Annotated in this window: 21 protein-coding genes, 1 tRNA gene and 2 pseudogenes; 13 read left to right on the top strand and 11 right to left on the bottom strand. The window is 69.9% G+C overall.

The genetic code is table 11. The features are described 5' to 3' along the window. Window positions 1-6: 6 nt before the first annotated feature. From ACFHW1_RS11090 to ACFHW1_RS11080, 3 genes are all read right to left on the bottom strand, one after another. Window positions 7-870, bottom strand: coding sequence for a carbohydrate ABC transporter permease (locus tag ACFHW1_RS11090; RefSeq protein WP_416554095.1), 864 nt, complete (start codon window positions 868-870; stop codon window positions 7-9). Further along, window positions 860-1702 carry a carbohydrate ABC transporter permease gene (locus tag ACFHW1_RS11085; protein WP_416554093.1) on the bottom strand — a complete coding sequence of 281 codons (843 nt, stop codon included), beginning with the start codon at window positions 1700-1702 and terminating at the stop codon, window positions 860-862. Before ACFHW1_RS11085 ends, ACFHW1_RS11090 begins: the two co-directional genes overlap by 11 nt. Before the next feature lie 109 nt (window positions 1703-1811). Next, window positions 1812-3098 carry an ABC transporter substrate-binding protein gene (locus ACFHW1_RS11080; protein ID WP_416615344.1) on the bottom strand — a complete coding sequence of 429 codons (1287 nt, stop codon included), beginning with the start codon at window positions 3096-3098 and terminating at the stop codon, window positions 1812-1814. A 254-nt stretch (window positions 3099-3352) separates the two neighbouring features. On the opposite strand from ACFHW1_RS11080, the gene ACFHW1_RS11075 reads away from it, so the two are divergent. The 3 genes and pseudogenes from ACFHW1_RS11075 to ACFHW1_RS11065 form a co-directional block, all read left to right on the top strand. Beyond that, complete coding sequence (locus tag ACFHW1_RS11075) at window positions 3353-4414, top strand: LacI family DNA-binding transcriptional regulator (protein ID WP_416554089.1); 1062 nt, start codon at window positions 3353-3355, stop codon at window positions 4412-4414. Between the two features lie 10 nt (window positions 4415-4424). Further along, window positions 4425-5174 (top strand): IclR family transcriptional regulator, encoded by a 750-nt coding sequence (locus ACFHW1_RS11070; RefSeq protein WP_416590871.1) that lies wholly within the window; start codon window positions 4425-4427, stop codon window positions 5172-5174. A 160-nt stretch (window positions 5175-5334) separates the two neighbouring features. Beyond that, window positions 5335-5382: pseudogene (locus tag ACFHW1_RS11065) on the top strand (hypothetical protein); the annotation flags it as partial. Between the two features lie 190 nt (window positions 5383-5572). On the opposite strand, the gene ACFHW1_RS11060 reads toward ACFHW1_RS11065, so the two are convergent. The 3 genes from ACFHW1_RS11060 to ACFHW1_RS11050 form a co-directional block, all read right to left on the bottom strand. Continuing rightward, window positions 5573-6424: a fumarylacetoacetate hydrolase family protein gene (locus ACFHW1_RS11060; RefSeq protein ID WP_416554085.1), complete on the bottom strand. Its 852-nt coding sequence runs from the start codon at window positions 6422-6424 to the stop codon at window positions 5573-5575. Between the two features lie 370 nt (window positions 6425-6794). Then, window positions 6795-6869, bottom strand: a tRNA-Val gene (locus ACFHW1_RS11055). A 60-nt stretch (window positions 6870-6929) separates the two neighbouring features. After that, window positions 6930-7529 (bottom strand): TIGR02611 family protein, encoded by a 600-nt coding sequence (locus tag ACFHW1_RS11050; RefSeq protein ID WP_416554083.1) that lies wholly within the window; start codon window positions 7527-7529, stop codon window positions 6930-6932. 270 nt (window positions 7530-7799) lie between these two features. Here ACFHW1_RS11050 and ACFHW1_RS11045 point away from each other — a divergent pair, with 270 nt between their 5' ends. The 5 genes from ACFHW1_RS11045 (at window position 7800) to ACFHW1_RS11025 (ending at window position 10618) form a co-directional block, all read left to right on the top strand. Beyond that, a complete protein-coding gene (locus tag ACFHW1_RS11045) occupies window positions 7800-8231 on the top strand; it encodes an SsgA family sporulation/cell division regulator (protein ID WP_282230144.1) in 432 nt (143 codons plus the stop codon). Window positions 8232-8423: 192 nt separating this feature from the next. Continuing rightward, window positions 8424-9410, top strand: a complete 987-nt coding sequence (locus ACFHW1_RS11040) for a helix-turn-helix domain-containing protein (RefSeq protein WP_416615343.1) — start codon at window positions 8424-8426, stop codon at window positions 9408-9410. Next, a complete protein-coding gene (locus ACFHW1_RS11035) occupies window positions 9365-9820 on the top strand; it encodes an RrF2 family transcriptional regulator (RefSeq protein ID WP_123600883.1) in 456 nt (151 codons plus the stop codon). The genes ACFHW1_RS11040 and ACFHW1_RS11035 overlap by 46 nt, the downstream gene beginning before the upstream one ends. A 15-nt stretch (window positions 9821-9835) precedes the next feature. Further along, on the top strand, window positions 9836-9982 hold the full coding sequence (locus ACFHW1_RS11030; protein WP_416557314.1) for a DUF4236 domain-containing protein: 147 nt from the start codon (window positions 9836-9838) through the stop codon (window positions 9980-9982). 84 nt (window positions 9983-10066) lie between these two features. Beyond that, window positions 10067-10618, top strand: a complete 552-nt coding sequence (locus ACFHW1_RS11025) for a potassium channel family protein (protein WP_416568795.1) — start codon at window positions 10067-10069, stop codon at window positions 10616-10618. Here ACFHW1_RS11025 and ACFHW1_RS11020 read toward each other — a convergent pair. Next, window positions 10569-11507, bottom strand: a complete 939-nt coding sequence (locus ACFHW1_RS11020) for a hypothetical protein (RefSeq protein WP_416557312.1) — start codon at window positions 11505-11507, stop codon at window positions 10569-10571. The genes ACFHW1_RS11025 and ACFHW1_RS11020 overlap by 50 nt on opposite strands. A gap of 56 nt (window positions 11508-11563) precedes the next feature. Between ACFHW1_RS11020 and ACFHW1_RS11015 the strand changes: the two genes are divergently transcribed. Both ACFHW1_RS11015 and ACFHW1_RS11010 read left to right on the top strand, forming a co-directional pair. Then, window positions 11564-11854, top strand: a complete 291-nt coding sequence (locus tag ACFHW1_RS11015) for a MarR family winged helix-turn-helix transcriptional regulator (protein ID WP_416615342.1) — start codon at window positions 11564-11566, stop codon at window positions 11852-11854. A 103-nt stretch (window positions 11855-11957) separates the two neighbouring features. Further along, window positions 11958-12806: pseudogene (locus tag ACFHW1_RS11010) on the top strand (tetratricopeptide repeat protein); the annotation flags it as partial. A 1649-nt stretch (window positions 12807-14455) separates the two neighbouring features. Here ACFHW1_RS11010 and ACFHW1_RS11005 read toward each other — a convergent pair. Both ACFHW1_RS11005 and ACFHW1_RS11000 read right to left on the bottom strand, forming a co-directional pair. Continuing rightward, complete coding sequence (locus ACFHW1_RS11005) at window positions 14456-15910, bottom strand: sensor histidine kinase (protein WP_416557317.1); 1455 nt, start codon at window positions 15908-15910, stop codon at window positions 14456-14458. Between the two features lie 47 nt (window positions 15911-15957). Next, window positions 15958-16614, bottom strand: coding sequence for a response regulator transcription factor (locus ACFHW1_RS11000; RefSeq protein ID WP_416568793.1), 657 nt, complete (start codon window positions 16612-16614; stop codon window positions 15958-15960). Window positions 16615-16750: 136 nt separating this feature from the next. Between ACFHW1_RS11000 and ACFHW1_RS10995 the strand changes: the two genes are divergently transcribed. The 3 genes from ACFHW1_RS10995 (at window position 16751) to ACFHW1_RS10985 (ending at window position 20160) form a co-directional block, all read left to right on the top strand. After that, window positions 16751-17962, top strand: a complete 1212-nt coding sequence (locus ACFHW1_RS10995) for a LolA family protein (RefSeq protein WP_416568792.1) — start codon at window positions 16751-16753, stop codon at window positions 17960-17962. A gap of 257 nt (window positions 17963-18219) precedes the next feature. Beyond that, window positions 18220-19584 (top strand): cellulase family glycosylhydrolase, encoded by a 1365-nt coding sequence (locus ACFHW1_RS10990; RefSeq protein ID WP_416615340.1) that lies wholly within the window; start codon window positions 18220-18222, stop codon window positions 19582-19584. Window positions 19585-19719: 135 nt separating this feature from the next. Continuing rightward, window positions 19720-20160 carry an NUDIX hydrolase gene (locus tag ACFHW1_RS10985; RefSeq protein WP_416557307.1) on the top strand — a complete coding sequence of 147 codons (441 nt, stop codon included), beginning with the start codon at window positions 19720-19722 and terminating at the stop codon, window positions 20158-20160. A gap of 31 nt (window positions 20161-20191) precedes the next feature. Here the strand turns inward: ACFHW1_RS10985 and ACFHW1_RS10980 are convergent, their stop codons facing one another. Then, complete coding sequence (locus ACFHW1_RS10980) at window positions 20192-20890, bottom strand: DedA family protein (RefSeq protein ID WP_416557306.1); 699 nt, start codon at window positions 20888-20890, stop codon at window positions 20192-20194. Between the two features lie 143 nt (window positions 20891-21033). Then, window positions 21034-21246 carry a hypothetical protein gene (locus ACFHW1_RS10975; RefSeq protein WP_416557305.1) on the bottom strand — a complete coding sequence of 71 codons (213 nt, stop codon included), beginning with the start codon at window positions 21244-21246 and terminating at the stop codon, window positions 21034-21036. Window positions 21247-21485 lie beyond the last annotated feature (239 nt).

Raw genomic sequence — 21485 nt, 5'->3', positions numbered from 1 at the left:
ACCCCTTTACTTGATTCCGGCGGTGGCGAAGCCCTGCACGAAGTACCGCTGGGCGAACAGGAACAGCACGATCATCGGTACGGTGGCCAGCGTCGATCCGGCCATCAGGTAGGACCATTCGGTCCGCTCGGCCTGTTGGAAGGCTGCCAGACCGACCTGGATCACCCGCAGGTCGTCGCGGGTGGTGACCAGCAACGGCCAGAGAAAATTGTTCCAACTGCTCTCGAAGGTGACCAGGGCGACCGTCGCGACGGCTGGTTTCACCAAGGGGGTCATCACCCGGGCGAAGATCCCGAACTCCCCCATACCATCAATGCGGGCGGCCTCCTCCAGCTCGCGGGGCAGCGAGAGGTAGAACTGCCGGAACAGGAAGATCGCGAACGGGGTGAGCGCGCCCGGAACGATCAGGACCCACCACGAGTCGAGCCAGCCGTAGCCGCCCCGACCGAGGTAGTCGTTGCCGCCGAAGAACGGCATCCCCTTGGCGATCAGGTACTGCGGGACGATCTTCGTGTAGGTCGGGATCATCATCATCGCGAGGATGGCCATGAACAGTACGGTCCGGCCCCGGAACGAAACCCGGGCCAGCGCGTAACCGGCCATCGTAGCCAGCATCAGGTTGATCACCGTGTGCCCGATGGCGATCAGCAGGCTGTTGCGGAAGTACGTCCCGAACGGGGCGTAGTCCAGTGCTGCCTGGTAATTGCTCCACACCCATTCGGTCGGCAGCAGTTGTGGCGGGTAGGCGGCGATGTCGGCGCGGCTCTTGAGTGACGTCAGGATCATCCAGACGAACGGAACGACCATGATGAGTCCGCCGAGACCAAGCAGCAGGTGCAGCACCCAGCGGGCGTCGAACTTACGCTTCATCGCCGTCCTTCCCGGTCAGTCGGCGCCCGATCACCGTCAGGACGAGCAGGAAGGCAAACAGCACCACGCTTTGCGCACAGGCCGCCGAGATGTCGAACTCGCCGAACGCCGTCCGGTAAATCTCGTATGTCATGACGGTTGTCGAGTTCGCCGGGCCGCCATCGGGAGTCAGGACGTACACCTGATCGAATACCTGAAACGCGTCGATCATGGAGACGATGAAGACGAAGAACGTGGCGGGTTTCAGCAACGGCAGGGTGATCGCGAAGAACTTGCGGGGGCCGGAGGCGCCGTCGATATCCGCCGCCTCGTACAGATCGTGCGGAATGTTCTGCAGCGCCGCCAGGTAGATGAGCATCTTCAGGCCGATGCCCTTCCAGATGCTGACGAGGATGACCGCCGGCATCGCCCAGTCGGGGTCCGATAGCCAAGCCGGCCCGTTCACCCCGATCCAGCCCAGCAGCAGATTGAACAACCCCAGGTTGGGCTCGAACATCCACATCCAGACCAGTGCGATCGCGACGGTGGCGGTGATGTGCGGCATGAAAAACGCCGCGCGGTACCAGGCCAGCGCCTTGATCCGCTGGTTGAGCAGCACCGCGATGACCACCGCGATCGCCATCGCCACCGGAACGGTGAAGAAGGTGAAGACGACGGTATGCCAGATCGACAGGTTCCAGATGTCGTCGGCGAAGATCTCGCGGAAGTTCTCCAGACCGGCCCACTCGACGGTGCCGGCGATGATGTCGTAGTCGGTGAAGGCCAGGCCGAACGTGGCCACCACGGGTAGGCCGATCCACCAGACCAGGTGGATGACCGACGGGGCCAGCATCAGGTACGCCGCGCGACGACGTTCGGCACCCAGCCTTCGGCGACGGCGGGGCGGGCGTGGCGCCCGACTCGCGGACGCCACGCTCACGGTCTCGAGGGTGCTGGTCATGTCAGCCCTTGGCGATCGCTGCCTGGGCCTTGGCCACCAGCTCGTCGAGTACCTGCTGCGGGTCCTTCTGGCCCAGCAGGGCGGACTCGATGGCCGCCTTGAAGTCGCCCCGGATCTCCAACCAGGCCGGCACACCCCCTTCGGAGTAGGCGGCGTCGAGGTTCGCCATGGCGAACTGCGCGGCCGGGTTGCTCTGCACGTAATCGGAGTCGGCCAGGCTGTTGAGGGCCGGCACGTTACCCCGCTGCTCGTTCGCGGCGAGCGACGCCTGTTCGTCGGTGAGGAAGCTGACCAGCGCCTTGGCTGCCGCCGGACGCTGCGACTTGGCCGAGACCGTTGCCAGGGTCCCGCCCTGGAACATCGCGGGACGCTCGTTACTGATCATGAAGAAGCCGATTTTGTCTTCCTCGATCAGCTCCGGTGCCTGCTCCTCGATCGCCAGTAGGTGGTTGTTGTGCCCCGCCATCATCGCCGCCCGTCCCTGGGCCAACGGCAGGCCGGTGGCACCGGGCTGAGTGAAGCCGAAGTCCTCGCTCTTGTCGGTGAGGATGATGTCGGTCATCAGTTGCAACGCCCCGACCGCCTCCGGGCTGTTGAAGGCCGGCTGCCCGTCGGAGGTCCACAGCTCGCCACCGTTGGCCCACATCAGCGGGAGGAAGGTCTGGCGCAGATCGTTGGAGAGGATGTCCACGCCAGCGCGGGTGAGCTTGCCGCTTGCGTCTCGCACGGTCAGCTGGCGCCCGATCTCCCGCAGCTCGGCGAAGTTGCTCGGCGGGGCGGCGATGCCCGCCTCGGCGAAGATGTCCTTGCGGTACAGACCGAACCGGGTGTCCAACATGATCGGCAGGCCGTACACCTTGCCCTGGTAGATGCCGGGCTCGACGACCCGCTCGTTGTACCGCTCGGCAAGCTCCTGCTGGTTCTCGTCCAGCTCGGCCAAGGCACCCTTGGCTGCGAACGGCGGGATCCAACCGACGCCCATGAGCATCACGTCGTACGGCCGACCACCTGCGATCGACGTGGTGAGCTTCTCGTTCAGCTTGCCGTACGAGGTGTAGTCGACCTCGACGGTGATGTCCGGGTACTCCTCCTTGAACGCGTCGAGCTGCTCCTCCAACACGGTCTTGCCGTCGGCGCCCTCAAAGATCGGCGTCAACAGCCGGATCGTGCCGCTGGTCTGGTCGTCGCCCTCCGTTGTGCCCGCCGGTCCGCCGCACGCGGTGGCGAGCAGCGCGGCGACGAGCACCATCGTCACCGCACGGGTCCGACTCCCCCGGGTTCTGGTCATCCTGGCCTTCTCTCCCGCGGCGCGCTCCGCCGCTCTGGTTAGCTGCGACACCACGATCTAGCTCGTGGCAGGAAGATCTTTGCATCGATTTACTGGTAGATCGTTGCAGCAAGGCTAGGAGCGAGGTGCAGACATGTCAATGGCTAGACACGGCGCCGAAACACCGGCTTTACTGGTAGGCCCACGGGCGGTCACGAGCTGGTAAACCTCTACACTCAGCTGGTTCAGATCGCCAACAAGGGGGAGCACGCGACGTGAGCGGTGTGACGATCTACCAGGTGGCCCGCGAGGCGGGCGTCTCGCCCAGCACCGTGTCGAACTTCCTCAACGGACGTCCCGGCCGCATGCTCCCCCAGACCCGCATCCGGGTGGCCGCCGCAATCGACCGGCTCGGCTACCGGCCGAACCGGGCGGCCCGGCAACTGCGCACCGGCCGGATCCAGGTGATCGGGCTCGTTGTGCCGTCGGTCGCCAATCCGTTCTGGGGCAGCTTCGCCCGCTACCTCGAACGGGCCGCGTTGAGCGACGGCTACCACGTCCTGCTCTGCAACAGCGAACGGGAACCCGACCGGGAACGGCGCTACCTCGAGGAGCTCTGGGCCGACGGCATCCGGGGCGTCGTCCTCTGCTCCTCGCTGCCCTCGCTGGATCACGTACTGCCACTGGTCGAGACCGGGCTCAGTCTGGTCGCGTTCGACCGCACCGCTCAGGCCGGTGACCCGGGGACTCTGGTCAACATCAGCGTCGACAACGTGGTGGGCGCCCACCTGGCCACCGCCCACCTGCTACAGCTCGGCCACCGACGCATCGCCTTCGTCTCGGGGTCGCTGCGCAGCGTGAACCGCCGGGAACGGTTCCGGGGTTTCACCGACGCACTCGAGCAGGCCGGCCTGGACCCGGTCGAAACATTCGTCTGGTCCGGTGGCGCAGAGCAGGAGCCCTACGGAGATCTCGACGCCGCCGGTCTCGGTCGCACCGCCGCGAACGCGCTGCTGCGGACTTCGGACCGCCCCACCGCCATCGTCGCCATCAACGACATGTGCGCCCTCGGAATCAGCGCCGGCATCCGGGACGCCGGGCTCCGGGTAGGCCAGGACATCTCGGTCGTCGGCTTCGATGACATCGTGCTCGCCGACCTCGCCGCACCACCACTGACGACCGTACGCCAGCCGGTCGCGGAGATGGCGGCAGCCGCGTTCCGGCACCTGCGGGACCGGATCGACAACACCGAACCCGGCCCGAGCCAGTCGCTGCTGCTCCGCCCAGAGCTGGTGGTCCGCACCTCGACGGGCCCGGTACCGGAAGTGAGGAAGTAGGGGTACCACGATGACGACAGGCGGCGTCCCCCGGGTCAAATCGGCAGACCGCACCGTCGAGCTGCTGGAGCTACTCGCCGCCACCGCGGACCGGCGCACCCTCGTGGAACTCGCCCGCGCCCTGGGTATCCCCAAGAGCAGCATGCACGGACTGCTCCACACCCTCGTGCAGCGCGGCTGGGTTGAGACTGACACCGCAGGGTCCCGTTACGGGCTGGGTGTCCAAGCACTGCGGACCGGCGCAGCTTACCTGCGTACCGACCGCGCGGTCCGCAGGCTCACCCCGGTCGTGGACCTGTTGCACCGCCGGCTCAAGACCACCGTGCAACTGGGCCGGCTGGTAGGTGGCCACATGGTCGCCCTGCTGACGCGGGAAGAGGTCGACGTGGCACCGATGCTTCGGACGGGCTGGCCGGCCCCGGCATACACCACGGCGATCGGCCGCGTCGTACTGGCCCGAGTGGCCGACGACGAGTCACTGGCACGGATGCTGTCCGCCTCACCGCCCCTGCCTCCCGACGCTTTCGCAGCGCTCCGCGAAGAGCTCCGGCGGGTGGTCGAGCGTGGACATGCTGTCGACCAGGTGCCGGCCGACCCGAACGGCGGCCGCGGCGTGGCGGTCGCCGCTCCGGCCAAGCTCGGCCCGCACGACGCGATCGGCGTCTGCGTCACCGACGGCGAGCTGACCGAGGCGCATGCCAGTGAACTCGCGGACGCAATCCGGGCAGCGACCATCGCCGGCCTGACGGGTCGGATCTAACAACTTCGCAATACTCCGTTGACCATCCAGTCATCATCGCGCTGCCGACCGGCTCCTCCGGCAGCCCGACCGAAATCAAGCAACCCGCCCTGAACGGCTTCCAAATCTCCCCTATTTCGTCACTACGGACTCGTGCCGGTCGGTCCAGCTCCGCTCCCCCGTCAACGGGGTGACCACAGGCGGCTCCAGCTACGCCCGGTCGGAGCTGCGTGAGATGGCGAACAACGGTGCCGCCCACGCGAGCTGGTCGTCGACCTCCGGCACACACACCCGGGGGCTCACACCCCCGGGCGGCGCGGCGTCCTCGCGTCGCTTCCGCCCCTGGCGCCGAGGTCAGAGCGGGCGGATTCTACAAAAGCGCCCGACATCGGCTCCGATAACCGGCACCGACGGCAGAGTCAATCGGCGGCGCGGCAGACTTGGCGATGCTCGCCCAGCCCTTCGATGTCGACCCGCACCACATCCCCCACGCGCAGATAGGGAAACTGGCCAGACAACGCGACCCCCTCCGGCGTACCGGTGTTGACGACGTCACCTGGCTCAAGCACCAGATACTGGCTCAGATACCAGATCAGGTGGCGCACATCAAAAATCATGTCCTGTGTGGTGGAATGCTGACGAGGCTGGTCGTTCACAAAGCTGCGCAGGGTGAGGCGTTGCGGATCATCTAATTCATCGGCAGTGACCAGCCATGGTCCCATCGGGTTGAACGACTCGCAACTCTTGCCCCTGGCCCACTGGCCGCCGGCATCACCCATCTGGTAGTCCCGCTCGGACAGATCGTTGGACACGGCGTACCCCGCTATGACGTCGCCCGCCTCGTTGGGTGACGCGAGGTAACGTGCCCGCCGGCCGATGACGACCGCCAACTCCACCTCCCAGTCGGTCTTCACCGCACCCCTCGGGATCACAATGTCATCGTAGGGCCCGACCACGGTGTTCGAAGCCTTGAGGAAAACGACCGGCTCGGCCGGCGGAACGGTGCCGGACTCCGCAGCATGTCGGGAGTAGTTCAGCCCGATGCAGGCCACCGTGCCTGGCCTGGCGATCGGCGCACCGACGCGGGCACCCCGGACATCGACCTCTGGGAGATCCCCGGCGGCCATGGCAGCGCGTACCCGGTTGATGCCGTCACCGCCGAAAAAGGCCGGGTCGATGTCAGCGGTGACGCTGGTCAGATCGAAGTGACGGCCCCCGACGAGGAGGACCGGTCGCTCGCTGCCCTTTGGGCCGACCCGCATGAGCTTCATCATCAATTCCCTTCGAAGCAGGACAAGTCTCCGCAGACCGGGACGGCACCATCGGCATCAGCCAGGCCGTGCGCAGTAAATCGATACACTCGCCAGTCTCGTCAACCTCCGCGCGGTCTGTCAATCGACGACGCACACCCTCGAAGCAGCCTGTGGACTGATCAGCCGGGCGGGCAGGGTGGTCGCCACCCGTACGACACCGTGCAGCTGGCCCGTTAATCAGCGCGGATGGACCGGGACACGGTCACCGGTCCGGCGACGGATCACCGCCGGACCGGTGACCGGCACGCGATACGCCGAACCGAGCGGACCGCCCGTACGTGGATTCCTCGCGACAAGGCCGCCACTGCGGGCCCCGCTCGCATGAAAGTGGTGGGCGATACTGGGATCGAACCAGTGACCTCTTCGGTGTGAACGAAGCGCTCTCCCGCTGAGCTAATCGCCCTCAGCGCGGATGACTGTACCCGATCATCCCACCTGGGCGCACATCCGGGTGGCGGTCGGCTCAGGTGGTGGCGAGGTAGCGCAGGAAGCTGGCGATCACGTCGATGCCGAGGCCGACCTTCAGCGAGACGATCACCACGGCCGCGACGAAGGCGAGGCCCACCCCGGCTATGCCGAGCCGCACCGGCCAGCTCTGCCGGGTCACCCACCGGGTCCATCCCTGAACGTGCCGTCGGGCGAAGGCGAGCAGCCGCTTGGCCCAATGGAACTCCACGCCCCAGACCGCGAGTCCGCCGAAGACGATCAGCCAGCCTGGCCCGGGTAGCGGGATCAGCACCAGGCCGAGGACCACGATCAGGGCACCGAGCAGGCCGACGCCGACTTTCAAGGCGATCCGGCCAGTGGGATTGGAGCGGATCAGGGCGAGGGTCACCCGAATCCGTTGGCGCAGCCCGGACAACGTTCGCGGTGCCTCCGGTTCGGGACGATCGGTGACGGCAACCGGAGCGCCGCGCCCACCCTGACGCCCGATCGGGTCGCTGCCCACCTGGTCTCCCCCCGACTCGGCGTGTCCGACAGCCTCATCCGCCGGGTCGTACGGCGCATGACCCGGTGTTGAATTCTCGGCCATCCGCTTGGCGGAGGAGGGTTTTATGGCCATTTTGCCCCTCATTGTCGCCTGCCCCGTCACCCCAGGGCACCACTGGACGTTACCGGAGTGAGTCGACGTCTGAACCACCCGACGCCGGGCACGTCCCAGTACCCAGGCAGATCCGGACAAGCCACCTAAAACGGACTTTTTCAGTGCATGCCGGAACCGCTTCCCTCTACTGGGTGAGATCAGTGATAGACGGAGCGTAGTCAAATGCAAGGCCGGAGTATGGGGAAAGCGGGGCGGGCGTCCCGCAGCGGCGCCGGGGGGAGAACGTCCATGAGTGTCATCCGACCAACGACCGTCGAGGTCGAGACGTCACTACGGCTCATCGCGCCTGACGCTACCGCGCTGCCGGTACGAGCCAGCCTGCGTTACGAACCAACTGATCCGTACGCGGTCCACGTGCTCTTCCACGCGGAGTCGGCCGGCGGTGAAGCGGTCAGCTGGTCGTTCGCCCGAGAGCTTCTGGTGACCGGGCTCGACGAACCGGCCGGGATCGGTGACGTCCGGGTCTGGCCCTGGGCAACTCCCCGGGGCGATTTCGTGGCGCTCGCGCTGAGCTCCCCGGACGGCAACGCGCTGTTCGAGGTACCGCGCAGCGTGCTGGTCCGCTTTCTGCGCCGCACCTACGTGGTGGTGCCCCGCGGCCGCGAGTCCGACCACCTGGACGTGGACACTGCGGTAAACCGGCTGCTGGCCGGACGCTGATCGGAACGGCCCGACTCCGCCCGACCCGGCGGGGACTACGGCTGTTTCGCGTGACGGGAGTACGGCGATGCGCCGTACTCCCGCCGCTGGTGCCGCCGCCGGTGCGCCCCGGCACCTCCGCTGGCACGATGCGACGATCCCGCCGGGTGGCCGGGATGCGGTTGCGGCGCACTGCGGTTACCGTCGAGAACGATGGTTCAGCCCGATCAGCTCGCCCGCCGGATGTCCGACCCGGATTCCCTCGGGCCAGCGATCAGCGCAACTACTCTCAGTGACAGCCTGACTGCTGACGCACCACCTCGACCACGACTACTCCCCCACGACGAACTGCTACTGGTCACCGCCGGTCACGGCAGCCACGAGATCGACTTTGTCGCGTACCCGTGCCGACCCGGCACTCTGCTGTGGGCCCGGGCCGGGCAGGTGGTCCGGGCCGGCGGACAGCACGGTCTGGACGCGATCCTGGTGCGATGGACTCCGGCACCAGGGATGCCGGACCGGCCCACCTCCCGCGCCCACTGGCAGCTCACCGGTGAGGACGCCGACGCCATCATCAACGAGGTCAGCCAACTCGTCGTGGACAGCCAGCGGTCCCGGCGGACGACGCTCGTCGACGAACTCCTCCGCCATGAGCTGCGGGTCCTGCTGCTACGGATCGCCCTGCTGCCGTCCGACTCCCCGCCGGCGCTCGATGCCCCCACCACAGATGACCGTCCCGGTGACGTTCCCGCATGGGCGGACGAGGCCACCGGGGCGGGTTCGTCGAGGTGGGACACCTTCCGGCGGTTCCGGGCCGAGGTGGAGCGAGACCACGCGCGTAGCCGGCGGGTCGAGGAGTACGCCGAACGGCTGTCCTGCGCGGTCCGGACCCTCACCCGGGCCAGTCTGACCGTGGCCGGGCGGACCGCCAAACAGGTGATCGACGACCGAGTGGCCCTGCAGGCCAAGCGGTTACTCGCGGCGACCGACCTGCCGGTGGCCCAGATCGGTGCACGGCTCGGCTTCCCCGAGCCGACGAACTTCGGCCGTTTCTTTCAACGCGAAGTGGGGTGCAGCCCGGGTAGCTTCCGCGCTGACCTGCGGGAACGCCCACCGGTGACCGACCGGGTCGCGGCAACCGGCATGATGGTGGCGTGCAGATCTCCGCGCGCGGCGACTACGCGGTACGAGCAGCGCTGATCCTGGCTGCCGCGTACCCGACGCTGATGTCCACCCAGGCGATCGCCGCCGAGCAGGACATGCCGCGCAAATTCCTCGAGGCGGTGCTGGCCGACCTGCGCCGCGGCGGGGTGGTCCGGGCGCAGCGCGGCGCGGAGGGTGGCTACACGCTGAGCCAGCCGCCTGGGGACGTCACCATCGGCATGATCCTGCGGGCGGTGGACGGGCCGCTGGCCGGGGTGCGCGGGCTGCGTCCGGAGGAGACCCGGTACGCCGGCGCCGCGGAGAACCTGCCCCGGCTCTGGATCGCGGTACGCGCCGCGTTGCGCGAGGTGGTCGACGAGGTCAGCCTCGCCGAGGTACTCACCGGCCGGATGCCGGCGCACGTACGCAAATTGACGCTGAAGCCGGATGCCTGGGAGTCCCGCTAGTCAGGCAAGTGGACGGTGGGGCTCCAGTTGAACTTCACCGAAAACGAGTTCTCGTCCTGGACCATCCGGATCGGCCGATGGTCGTGGAACTCGCGAGCCAGGAGGCACCGGTACGACCTGCCTGGCCCGTTCTCGTGGAAGCAGGACAAGTCGCGTAGCTGAGCGGCGCAGCGCAGGCGCAGGGCAACGATCGAAGGCTCGGCGGGATCACCCGCCGGGCCTTTGATTTGTAGGAATAATAATCTTATGTCCGATATAGCTGGAGATGATGCTCTGTCCCGTACTCGGAATCCCCGCCGGGCCGAGGTACGGCGTACCACTGCCATCTGCCTGCTGATGGTCCTGCTCTACTACCTGGTCCCGGTGGAGCCGGGGGTGACGGGGATGCATCTCGCGGTCCGCGCCGTGGTCACCGTCGTCGGCGTGGCTCTGGCGGCTGCGCTGGTGCTCCAGCAGATCCGCGACCAGATCACCGCCGATCCGACCGACGTACGCCTCACCCGACTGGCGATCGCGCTGGTCGGCGGAGTAGTCGTGTTCGCGCTGGCCGACCTGGTCATCTCGTTCAGCGACCCGGACCAGTTCGTCAACCTGACGACGAAGACCGATGCGCTCTACTTCGCGATCGGCACGCTCACCACCGTCGGGTACGGCGACGTGCACGCCGAGGGCCAACTCGCCCGCGCGGCGGTGTGCGTCCAGATGGTGTTCAGCGTCGGGGTGCTCGCCACCGGCGCGTCGCTGCTGGTCAGGCAGTGGACGGAGTACGCCCGCCGGCAGCCGGGGCAGTCGGGGTGATCTCCACATCGCCGGCCAACCGTCCGTCCGCCGGCCAGCGCCGTACCCGGTCGGCGGCGAGCAGACCGGCCAGCGCCCGGTTGGCGTCGACGGCCCGGTGGACCGTCCCGGTCACCGTGAAGCTGCGCAGCTCGGCGACGGTCCGGGAGCCGCACTCGACGAGGTGGGCGTACAGCCGGTCGCGCAGCGCGGCGAGCCCGTGGTCCGGCTCCGGCCCGGCGACGGCCGTCGCCTGCGGATCGTCGGCGGCACGCAGCCCCCACCCCGCCGGGTCGACCTCCCAGAGCGCTTCCTTGAACGCCTCGATGCGTTTGCCGGACCCGGTGGCGAAGGCGACCGGGTACGACGTAGCGCCGTCGACCTGCCCGGTCGCCCCGGCCGGCACCAGCTCGACGACGCTGATCAGCGGAAAGCCGGCTGCGGTCAACACCGGGCGCAGTTCAGCTGATGAAGCCGCTCCGACCACCAGCAACTCGGCCGGGCGGCCGGCCGTCGACGCACGCCACACGGCGGGTCCGGGCAACGGGCCACCGGCCAGGTCAAGGTGGCACAACAGCGGCGCGTTGGCGGCTGCGGCGGCGGTCACGGCCACCGGGAGCAGCTCCGGACTGCCAGGCAGCAGATGGGCCGTCACCGCCGCCGGCAGCCCGGTCGGGTCCGCCTCGGCACCGGAGGACGTGACAGTGACGACCGTCAGGTGCCGGCCGGTGACCAGTTCCGGGTGGTCGGCGACGGCGCGCAGCGCAGCGTACGCGGTGGCCCCCGGCGGGCCCTGGTACGCCTGAACGAAGGTGGCGCGACGGGCCTGGCGCAGCGCGGCGGGAACCCAGGTGCTCAGGTGGCGGAGCAACAGGTCACGCGGGACCCGGCCCGCTGGCTCGGCTGTCATGGCGTCCGTTCTACCGGCCCGGGTCACGGCCCGCACGGGCGGGGCCGACCGACCCGTTGGCGGGCCGCCGTCGACCCGGCTCCTCCCGTAGTCGGTTGTCGCACGCCGTGTCCCGGCTGGAACAGCTCGGCTGGGTCCGCCGCGAGGAGTGTCCGACCGACCGGCGCGGTCAGTTCGCGGTGCTCACCGTGCCCGGCTCAACTGCCCTCACCGCCGCCGCGCCCGGCCACGTCGACGCGGTTCGGCGACACCTGTTCGACCAGCTGACCCCGGAACAGGTCGATCAACTGCGGATCATCAGCGAAGCATTAGTCAAGCATCTGGCCGGTAACAATCCGCCATCATGAGCGAACTGTCCCACATCAGGCCCTTGTTCAGACCGTCGTCGGACACGCACGATGGGACGTGTCTCTCGGCCTGGGCGAAATCACCACGCAGGCGCACGGCCTGATCAGCGTCGGCGACCTGCTGGGCGCGCGCGACTTGCTGGCCACGGCGTTGGCCGCCACCGACCCGCGTCCCGCACACGCCGGCACCGAACAGGCGGAGGCCGCCGGACTACTCGCCCGGGTGACGGTCGCGCTCGGCGACGCACCGGCGGCTCGGGCGTGGGCGGCGTACGCGTACTCGGCGAACCAGCGGCTGCATGGAACGGCGGACGAACGGACCATCGGGGCCGCCGCCACCCTCGCCGCCGTACTGCACCGGGTGGGCAGCGACGCCCGCGCCGCGCACCTGTACCGCGAGGTGATCGACGAGCTCTGCGCCATCGACGGCCCCGAGTCGCTCCGGGTCCTGGCCGCCCACGCGGACCTCGCCACCGTCGAGTTCGCCCGCGGCGAGTGCGACGTCGCCCGGGACCGTCTGGAGGATGCCTGGGAACTGCACCGCGAGGTGTACGGCGAGGGGCATCCGGCCGGGATCAAGATGCTGGCCCGGCTCGGCGCGATGCAGCGCGACTGCGGCCGGCTCGCCGAGTCCGACGTCAGCCTGTCGCTCGCCATCGACCTGTGCCGCACCCGCCTGCCGGCCGACCATCCGCTGGTCGGGCAGGTCGCCGCGCTGGCCGAGGCGTCCGCTGATCCGGCGCACCGCTGTGGCGGGCCGGGGCCGGTCAACGACGGGCCGGACGACACCGGCGGCCCGGATCCCGACCGCGGTCCGGACGACACCGACGGCCCAGGACCGAATCTTCAGCCGGACGACAACGGCGGCCCAGGCCACGACGGCGGCCTGGGCCAGGGCGGCTGGCCGCCCGGCACCAGGCCGGCCGGTGGGCCAACGACTCCGGCGGCCGATCCCGCCGGGCGCGACCGGCTCACCGGTCCGGCCTGGGCCGAGCCCGGCTGGATCGAGCCGGAACCACCGGTCGCTGAGGTAGCCGACCCCCGCTGGTCGGCGGCGTTCTGGACGGAACCGAACGCGCCGTCGGTGACGCCGGCCACCGGCCGGTCAAGCGACGACGCGACGGACGGCCATCGGGACGGACGGCACCGGGCCGACCCGCCCTGGCTCGACCCGCTGGACCAGCCGGTGGACCAATCGGTGCCCGACCCGGTGGCTGAGCTGGACAGCGGCCGGCCGTGGGCCCAGCACGGCTGGATCGAGCGGGAACCGGCGAGCAGCGACGCCGACGACCCGCTCTGGTCGCCCAGTGGTTGGCTAACCGACGACCCCTCCCCTGCCCGGCGGAACACGACCGGGCAGGAGCAGGGAGGCGACCAGCACCAACCGGACGAACCCGACCCGACCGACGGCCGGCCGGCGACCATCCCACCGCCCCGGGTGCCGGTCGATCTGCCGCCGTCCGGCTCAGCCAACCATGACGGGTCATCTGGTATTTGGCTCTTCGACGAACCGTGGTGGCCGCCCGAGCAGTCCGCTGCCGGGGACGGCTCCAATCCGGCCGCGGTGGATCGCCAGGACGGACCAGATCAACCGGACGCACCAGAGCGGCCGGACGTCTCAGACGCCGCCGGCCCGGTCAGCCCGTTCGGGCCGGTCCGGTTCCGGCAAGCGACCGGCCCGTCAGCGGCCGACTCTCCCACGGCCGACAGTTCCATCAGCGGCCCGGCGGCCGTGCCCGGCGAGCCGGTGCCGCCGGAGACCCCTGCCTTCGTACCCAACCCACGGGTGCCCGACAGGGCAGACGCTCGACCGGAACCGGCACCACCGGTGAGCGACGAAGATTTTGCGGGCCGGGAGGCCTCGGTCGATGCCGACTCCGCGGTCCGCCACGCCGAGGTCACGGACGGGCCGGGCACCGGAGCCACGGACGAACCGGCCGCGAGCGTCGCAGCCGGTGGAGTCGGCGCGACCATCGGAACCGGCGCCACCGGCACGGGCCGGAGTACCGGGACGCTGTCCCGACTGCCACGACGTGAACTCAGCCGGATACCCGACCGCCGCAGGAGTCTTCCGGTCCGACGGCAGCGAGGAGAGTTGGTGCCGGTGCCCAAGCCGGCGGCGACCGCCGCCCGCCCACGCGGGCCGATGCTGGTGTTCACCGGCGTGGTGGTGGTTCTGCTCGGCGCTGCGGCGGTGGTGGCCGGCGTCAGCCTGGTCGACGAGACGCCCTCCGAGCCGGCCGGGGCACCAGCCGAGGCCACCCCCCCGACCGGTACGCCGACCAGCGCTGCGCCGCCGGCCACACCGGGTACCGCGCCGGGCGGCGTGGGTCTGCGCGACAACCGGGACAGCGTGACGTTGACCTGGACCTATCCGGCGGGTGCCGAGGGACAGGTGCTGATCTCCGGGGGCAGCAGCGATCAGCAGCCCCGGGCCTTCATGACGTTGCCAGCGGGTGCGGACAGCTTCGTCGCGTACGGGCTGGACGAGTCGATCGACTACTGCTTCACGGTCGCCGTGGTCTACTCGGCCGATGTGATCGGGCAGGCCGACCCGGTCTGCACGGACCGGTCAGCGAACGCCCGGTGACGCTGTCCGGTCTATGCCGGGCCGGGGTCGTCGTCCACCGGGTCTGCCGGAAGCCGAACCCGAACCTGAAGTCCGGTATGGGCACCGTCGGGCCCTGCCGCATCACCGTCGCGTCCCGCCGCATCTTCCGCCTGCCCCGCATCGGCCAGTTCGACAGTGCCGCCGTGTCGGCGGACCAACTGCGCGACGATGGCCAGCCCGAGCCCGGCGCCACCGGCGTCGTGGGCCCGCGCGTCGTCGAGCCGGGTGAACCGGTCGAAGACCCGTTGCCGGTCGGCCGGTGGGACACCCGGACCGTCATCGGTGACCAGCAGCTCATGCCAGTCCGGCCCGTGCGGTCGGGCGGTCACCAGCACCTCGGAGCGGGCGTGTCGGACCGCGTTGTCCAGCAGGTTGGCCAACACCCGGACCAGCGCGTCCGGGTCACCGGCGATCCACAGCGGCTGGTCCGGCGGCACCACCCGCACCGGAGGTCGTGGATACCGGGCGGCCACCGTGGCGGCCAGTTCGCCCAGTTCCACCGGACCGACCGGGCCGAGCACCACCCCGAACTGGCCGGCCTGCTGGTCGGCGCGGGCCAGCAGCAGCAGGTCGTCGACCAGTCGGCTGAGCCGTTGACTGTCCGCCAGCAGGTCGTCGGCGACCGCCAACCAGTCCGTGCGGCTACCGAGTCGCTGCGCCACCTCAAGCTGCGTACGCAGACTGGTCAGCGGACTGCGCAGCTCGTGGGCGACGTCGGCGACGAACGCGCGTTGCCGGGCCCGCGCGGCCTCCAACCGGTCGAGCATGTCGTTGAGGGTGACCGCCAGCCGGTGAATCTCGTCGCCACCACCCGGCACCGGCAGGTGGCCGGCCTGGTCGCCACCGGTGATCTCGGCCGCGCCGGCCCGCAGTTTCTCCACCGGCCGCAGCGCCGCCCCGACGGCCCGCCAGACGATGACCGTGACCGCTGCCACCAACAGTGGGAACGTCATCAGCAGAATCACCCGGACCAGGGCGAGGCTGCGGTTGATGTCGGCCATCGACCGGGCGACCAGCACGGTACGCGGCTGCGCCAGCCCGCCGGCCGGTTGCGCGATCACCCGAACCGGGCCGCGCAGACCGAGCCGGGCACCCGGCACGGTGACCGCCCCGGTCGGTTCGGCAGCGAGCTGTTCCCGCTCGGCCGCGTAGAGCATCGGGACGAGTCGGTCGGCGCCAATGGATGCGGCGCGTATCCGTCCCCGCTCGTCGACAATCTGCACCCGTACGTCGTTGCCGGCCACCGGCAACGGGTCAGGCACCGCGTCGGCGGCCACCAGCTGGGCGATCGCGTCGGCGGTGGTCCGGGCGTCGGCGTCGGCGCTGCGTTCCAACGCCAGGGCAAGGACGACGGTGAGCCCGATCGCCCCAGCGGCCAGGCCGGCGGTGAGACCCAGCACGCTGATCGCGGTCAGCCGGGTGCGCAGGCTGAGCCGGACCCGCAGGTACGCCCGCCACTGACTGGGATGCACCACCGAAAGCCGTCGGCCGGTCACGGGACCAGCCGGTAGCCGGCACCCCGGACGGTTTCCAGCCGATCCCGGCCGACCTTGCGGCGCAGGTACCCGATGTACACCTCGACGGCGTTCGGCGCGGTGTCGACGCTGGCGTCCCAGACGTGGTCGAGCAGTTCGATCTTGGAGACCACCTCGCCGGCGCGCCGCATCAGGTACTCCAGCAGGGCGTACTCACGGGCGGTGAGCGCCACCTCGGCGTCGGCCCGGGTGACCCGCCGCCGGGCCGGGTCGAGGCTCAGGTCACCGGCGGTGAGCACGGCGGGCCGCTGCGGCGCGCCGCGCCGCAGCAGCGCGCGCAGCCGGGCCAGCAGCACCACGTACGAGAAGGGCTTGGTCAGGTAGTCGTCGGCACCGCAGTCGAGGCCGTCCGCCTGGTCGTACTCGCCGTCCTTCGCGGACAGGATCAGCACCGGCAGCCAGTTCTGCTCGGCCCGCAGCTGGCGCACCACCCGGTAGCCGGACAGTCCGGGCAGCATCACGTCAAGAATCATCGCGTCGTACCCGCCGTGCCGGGCCAGCTCCAGCCCGGCCGGCCCGCTCGCGGCGACGTCCACGGCGAAGCCTTCCTCCTGCAAGCCGCGCCGCAGGGCGTCGGCCAACCGGACCTCGTCCTCCACCACCAGCACCCGCACTGGTCAAGGGTGCCACCATGGGCGTGTAACCGGGTTACCCGTGATCGTCGTCGCTGAGCGTGTTCTCAGCTTGGCCACCGGCTCTCAGCAACGTCTCAGTACACCCGACGCACGATGGGTGGCAGGAGGTACGAAGATGTCGGTATTCACATCCCGGCCGGCGATGCGCTGGCTGGTCCCCGCCGCGTCGGCGGCGGTGCTCGTCGGCGGCGGCGTTGCCGTGGGGGCGCTCGCCGCGTCCGCTGACCCGGTCCTGCCGCCGCGCAGCGCCGAGCAGTTGCTGGTCGACCTGCAGACCGCCGAAATCGACGGCATGTCCGGGACTGTCGTGCACCGCGCCGAGCTGGGCCTGCCGACGGCGCTCAACCTGGCCGGTCAGATCGGTGCCGGCAACGGGCTCGGCTCGCTGATCAACGGCACGCAGACTCTGCGCGTCTGGTATGCCGGTCCGGACCAGGCCCGGTTGGCGATGGTCCGCACGCTGGGCGAGACCGACGTCATCCGCAACGGACGGGACGTCTGGATCTGGTCCAGCCAGCAGCAGCAGGCCACCCACTTCGAGTTGCCGGCCGAGGGCGATCACGCCGACGCGGCGGGCGAGCGGGCCGGCGCCGATCCGACGCCGGAGCTGCCCATCACCCCGCAGGCGGCGGCCGACGAAGTGCTGGAGGCGATCGACCCGAGCACCGAGGTGTCGGTGGGCCGCTCGGCGGAGCTCGCCGGGCGGACCGCGTACGAACTGGTGCTCACCCCACGCGACAAGGACTCGCTGGTCGAGGAGATCCGGATCGCGATCGACTCGGTGGAGTACGTGCCGCTGCGGTTCGCGGTCTATCCGGTCGGCGCCGACCGGGCCGCCATCGAGACGGCGTTCACCCAGGTCAGCTTCGACACACCGGATGAGGAGCAGTTCGTCTTCAACCCACCGCCGGGCACCGAGGTGATCGAGGCGGGCGAGGACGACGTCGCGGCGCCGGGTGACGGTTCCCGAGGTCCGGACCAGCTGCCGGGCGACGCCGAGACCGACGGCATGCTGGAGGAGCTGGCGCGGGGTTGGGCGGACAGTGAGGACGCGGTCCGTACGGTCGGCAGCGGCTGGGGCACCGTCCTGGTGATCACGCCGCCGGCCGAGGCGGCGACCGCGGTCGAGGAGCACGCCGGTGAGTCCGCCGAGGGCGCCCAAGTCATGCAGATGCTGGGTGATCTGCCGGCGGTCGACGGCCCGTGGGGCAGCGGCCGGCTGTTCTCCAGTGCGCTGTTCACCGCGTTGATCGCCGACGACGGCCGGCTGTTCGCCGGCGCGGTGACGCCGGAGCGGCTGTACAAGGTGGCTACCGAGACCCGCTGACTTGACCGGTCCACTACCGGCGTCGACCCCGGATCACCGGACGTCGACGCCGGTAGCGGCGGTTACCGGGCACGATCAGCCAGAGGTGCGGACCGACACCAGGGACGGAGCAACTTAACCGGTTGCGTAGCGGGACCGCGCCGGTCTACTCTGATGCCTGCGTGAAGGGCCGGGTAGTCGCCGACACCGCGCTGGCCAGGTCAGCAGGTGTCTTTCGTCCCCGTGGGTCACCCACGGGTCGCTACCCGAGGTAGGTCATGAAGACACGTCTGAGCGTCGCGGCCGCGACGCTGCTCGCCCTGGTCACCTCCGTCGTGGTACTGGTCCAGCCCGCACACGCCGCCGTCGGTCTGCACGTCAGCGGCGGCCGGCTGGTCGAGGCGAACGGCACTCCGTTCGTCCTGCGCGGGGTCAACCACGCACACACCTGGTACCCCAGCCAGACCAGTTCCTTCGCCAACATCAAGTCCTTGGGCGCGAACGCCGTCCGGGTGGTGCTCAGCAACGGCCATCGGTGGACCCGCAACGATGCCAGTGACGTCGCCAACGTCATTTCGCTGTGCAAGGCCAACCGGCTGATCTGCGTCCTGGAGGTGCACGACACCACCGGGTACGGCGAGGAGGGGGCCGCCGCGACCCTGGCGTCCGCCGCCGACTACTGGATCAGCCTGGCCAGCGTGCTGCGCGGCCAGGAGAACTACGTCATCATCAACATCGGCAACGAGCCGTTTGGCAACAGCGGCTACCAGAGCTGGGCCAGTCACACCACGAGCGCGGTACAGCGGCTGCGCGACGCCGGTTTCGAACACGCGATCATGGTCGACGCACCGAACTGGGGACAGGACTGGACCTTCACGATGCGCGACAACGCGCAGTCGGTGTGGAACGCCGACCCGACCCGCAACCTGATCTTCTCGATCCACATGTACGGCGTGTTCGACACCGCCGCCGAGATCAGCAACTACCTCGGGCGGTTCCGCTCGGCCGGGCTGCCGATCGCGGTCGGCGAGTTCGGGCACGACCATTCCGACGGCAACCCGGACGAGGATTCGATCCTGTCCTACACCCGGCAGCACGGCATCGGCTGGCTCGGTTGGTCGTGGAGCGGCAACAGCGGCGGCGTCGAATACCTCGACATGGTGAACAATTTCAACGTCAACAGCCTCACCTCGTGGGGTCAGCGGCTGTTCAACGGTGCCGACGGAATCCGGGAGACCGCTCGGGAGGCGACCATCTACAGCGGCGGTACGCCACCGCCCACCACCGCACCCCCCACCACCGCACCCCCCACCACCACACCCCCCACCACCCAGCCGCCGGCCGGGGCGTGCACCGCGACGTACGCGGTGGTCGGTCAGTGGCAGGGTGGTTTCCAGGGTGAGGTCCGGGTGACTGCGGGCGGTTCGGCGCTCAGCGGCTGGCGGGTGAGCTGGACGTTCGCCAGCGGTCAGTCGGTCAACCAGGCATGGAACGCCACCGTCACCAGCACCGGGGCGAGTGTCTCGGCGACCAACGTCAGCTACAACGGCAACCTCGGCGCCGGACAGAGCACGACCTTCGGCTTCATCGGCAGTTGGAGCGGCAGCAACCCGGTGCCGACGCTGTCCTGCGCCGCGCGGTAGCGGCCGCCACCCGAAGGTGTGGCCGGTGGCCGGACGGGTACCCGTCCGGCCACCGGCCACACCCGGCGTCGTTCACCTGAGCCGGCCGGCGGCCGGTGTGGGCACTGCCAAGTCGCTACGAGCTGGAGGTTGATGGTGAGCGAAGGTCCTCGTATACGGGTGGGCGCGTACGCGGTGGTCGTCCGCGACTCAGCGGTGCTGCTGAGCCGGTTGTCCGAGGCGTCTCCGGTGTTCGAGCCGGGTGCGTGGCACCTGCCGGGAGGTGGTCTCGATCCGGGCGAGCAGCCCAGCGAGGCGCTCGCCCGGGAGCTGCAGGAGGAGGCCGGGCTGGAGGTGATGTCGTCGCGGTTGCTGGACGTGCGGTCGTACCTGGCGCACCGCAACGGCACCGACTGGCACGTGGTCGGGCTGCTGCACAGCGCGCGGGTGGGGCCGGGCGAGCCGGTTGTCACCGAGGTCGGCGGCAGTGCGGACGCCATCCGGTGGGTGCCGGTCAACGAGATCGACCGGCTGCCCCTGTCGCCGCCGACCGCTGACGGGCTGCGGATGGCGGAGCTGCTACCGGTGCCGGCGTAGGAATTCGTCGCCGGGCGCGGCTGGTTGGTCGTCAGGCATGGTCACCGGACCGGTCGCAGCCGTCACGGCCTCGGCCGGGCCGGTGACGACCGGATGCCGGCTGGCCGGCGGCCGCGTCGGGTGCACATTCGCGGCGGGCGGCCCGTAGCCGCCAGACGACGAGCGCCCCGAGCGCCAGCACCGCGACCACGACGGCGGCTGCCCGGCCGGCGACCTCCTCGATCGCGGCGTAGGAGCTGCCGGCCAGGTAGCCGATCAGCACCGTGCCGACCCCCCAGACCAACGCGCCGGCGACGTTGTAAAGAAAGAACCGCCGGTACGGCATGTGTGCCGCGCCGGCCAGGGCGGGCATCACCGCGTGGAAGAAGGTCACGAACCGGCCAACGAAGACCGCGGTGCCGCCCCGTACCGCCAACTGGTGCTGCGCCCGCCGCACCCAGGCCTGCCGCTTGCGCAGGAAACGCATCCGCAGCAGCCGGGGCCCCAGGGCCCGGCCGATCAGATAGCTGGTGGTATCGCCGGCCACGGCCGCACTGACCACGACCACGGTGATGCCGGGCAGCGAGATGGTGCCGAGGCTGGCGGCGACGCCGCCGAGCACCGCAGCGGTCTCGCCGGGGAACACGAAGCCGACGAACAGCGCGTCCTCGGCGAACACCAACAGCCCGACCAGCAGGTAGATCAACGCACTGTCCATCGACAGCAACGGCTGCAGCCAGTCGCTCAGCACAGCACCCCCCGCTCGCGGGGGGCTGCGGAGCCGACGTTAGCAGTTGCGGGACGGTGCCCGTGACGGTCCGACGGATGCCGCGCCGGGGCGTCGCGGGCGTACTCCCCACCACAGAGAGGTGTCACCCGGACCCGGTCGGCGGATCAGCCGGCGTCGCCAGACGCACCATCGTCCAGGAGACGGGCGGCAGCATCACCGACAGCCGCCCCCTGGTCGGCCGCCGGGCCGGGAAGGGTCTGGGGACGGACCCGGTCCGGCTGCGCCGACGTGTTGGCGGCCCGCACGTCCGGGTCGGTCAGCACGCCCTGCTCAACGACCCGGTAGCCGGGGGATGCCCGCAGGTCGATGTCGAGCACGAGGGACTCCCGCTGCCCACGGTTGACATCGGCGGTCTGATGACCCAGCTGTCAAGGCCCGTCCATCTCGTTGCCGAGACACCACTGACGAACTCATCCAGCCCGAAAGCGTTGGTCTCGATGCTGTGCCAGGCGTTCGACGAAGGATCCGAAGGTACGGCGTACCTCCGCAGAAGGTGCACGGGTGCGGTCGTGGGGCGACCGGCCACGGGCATCGACGGTCACCGCCGGCGCCCCAG

It is taken from the genome of Micromonospora sp. LOL_014, from assembly GCF_048060245.1.
GTDB lineage: Bacteria > Actinomycetota > Actinomycetes > Mycobacteriales > Micromonosporaceae > Micromonospora_E.
This window is presented reverse-complemented; position numbering and strand designations above follow the sequence as displayed.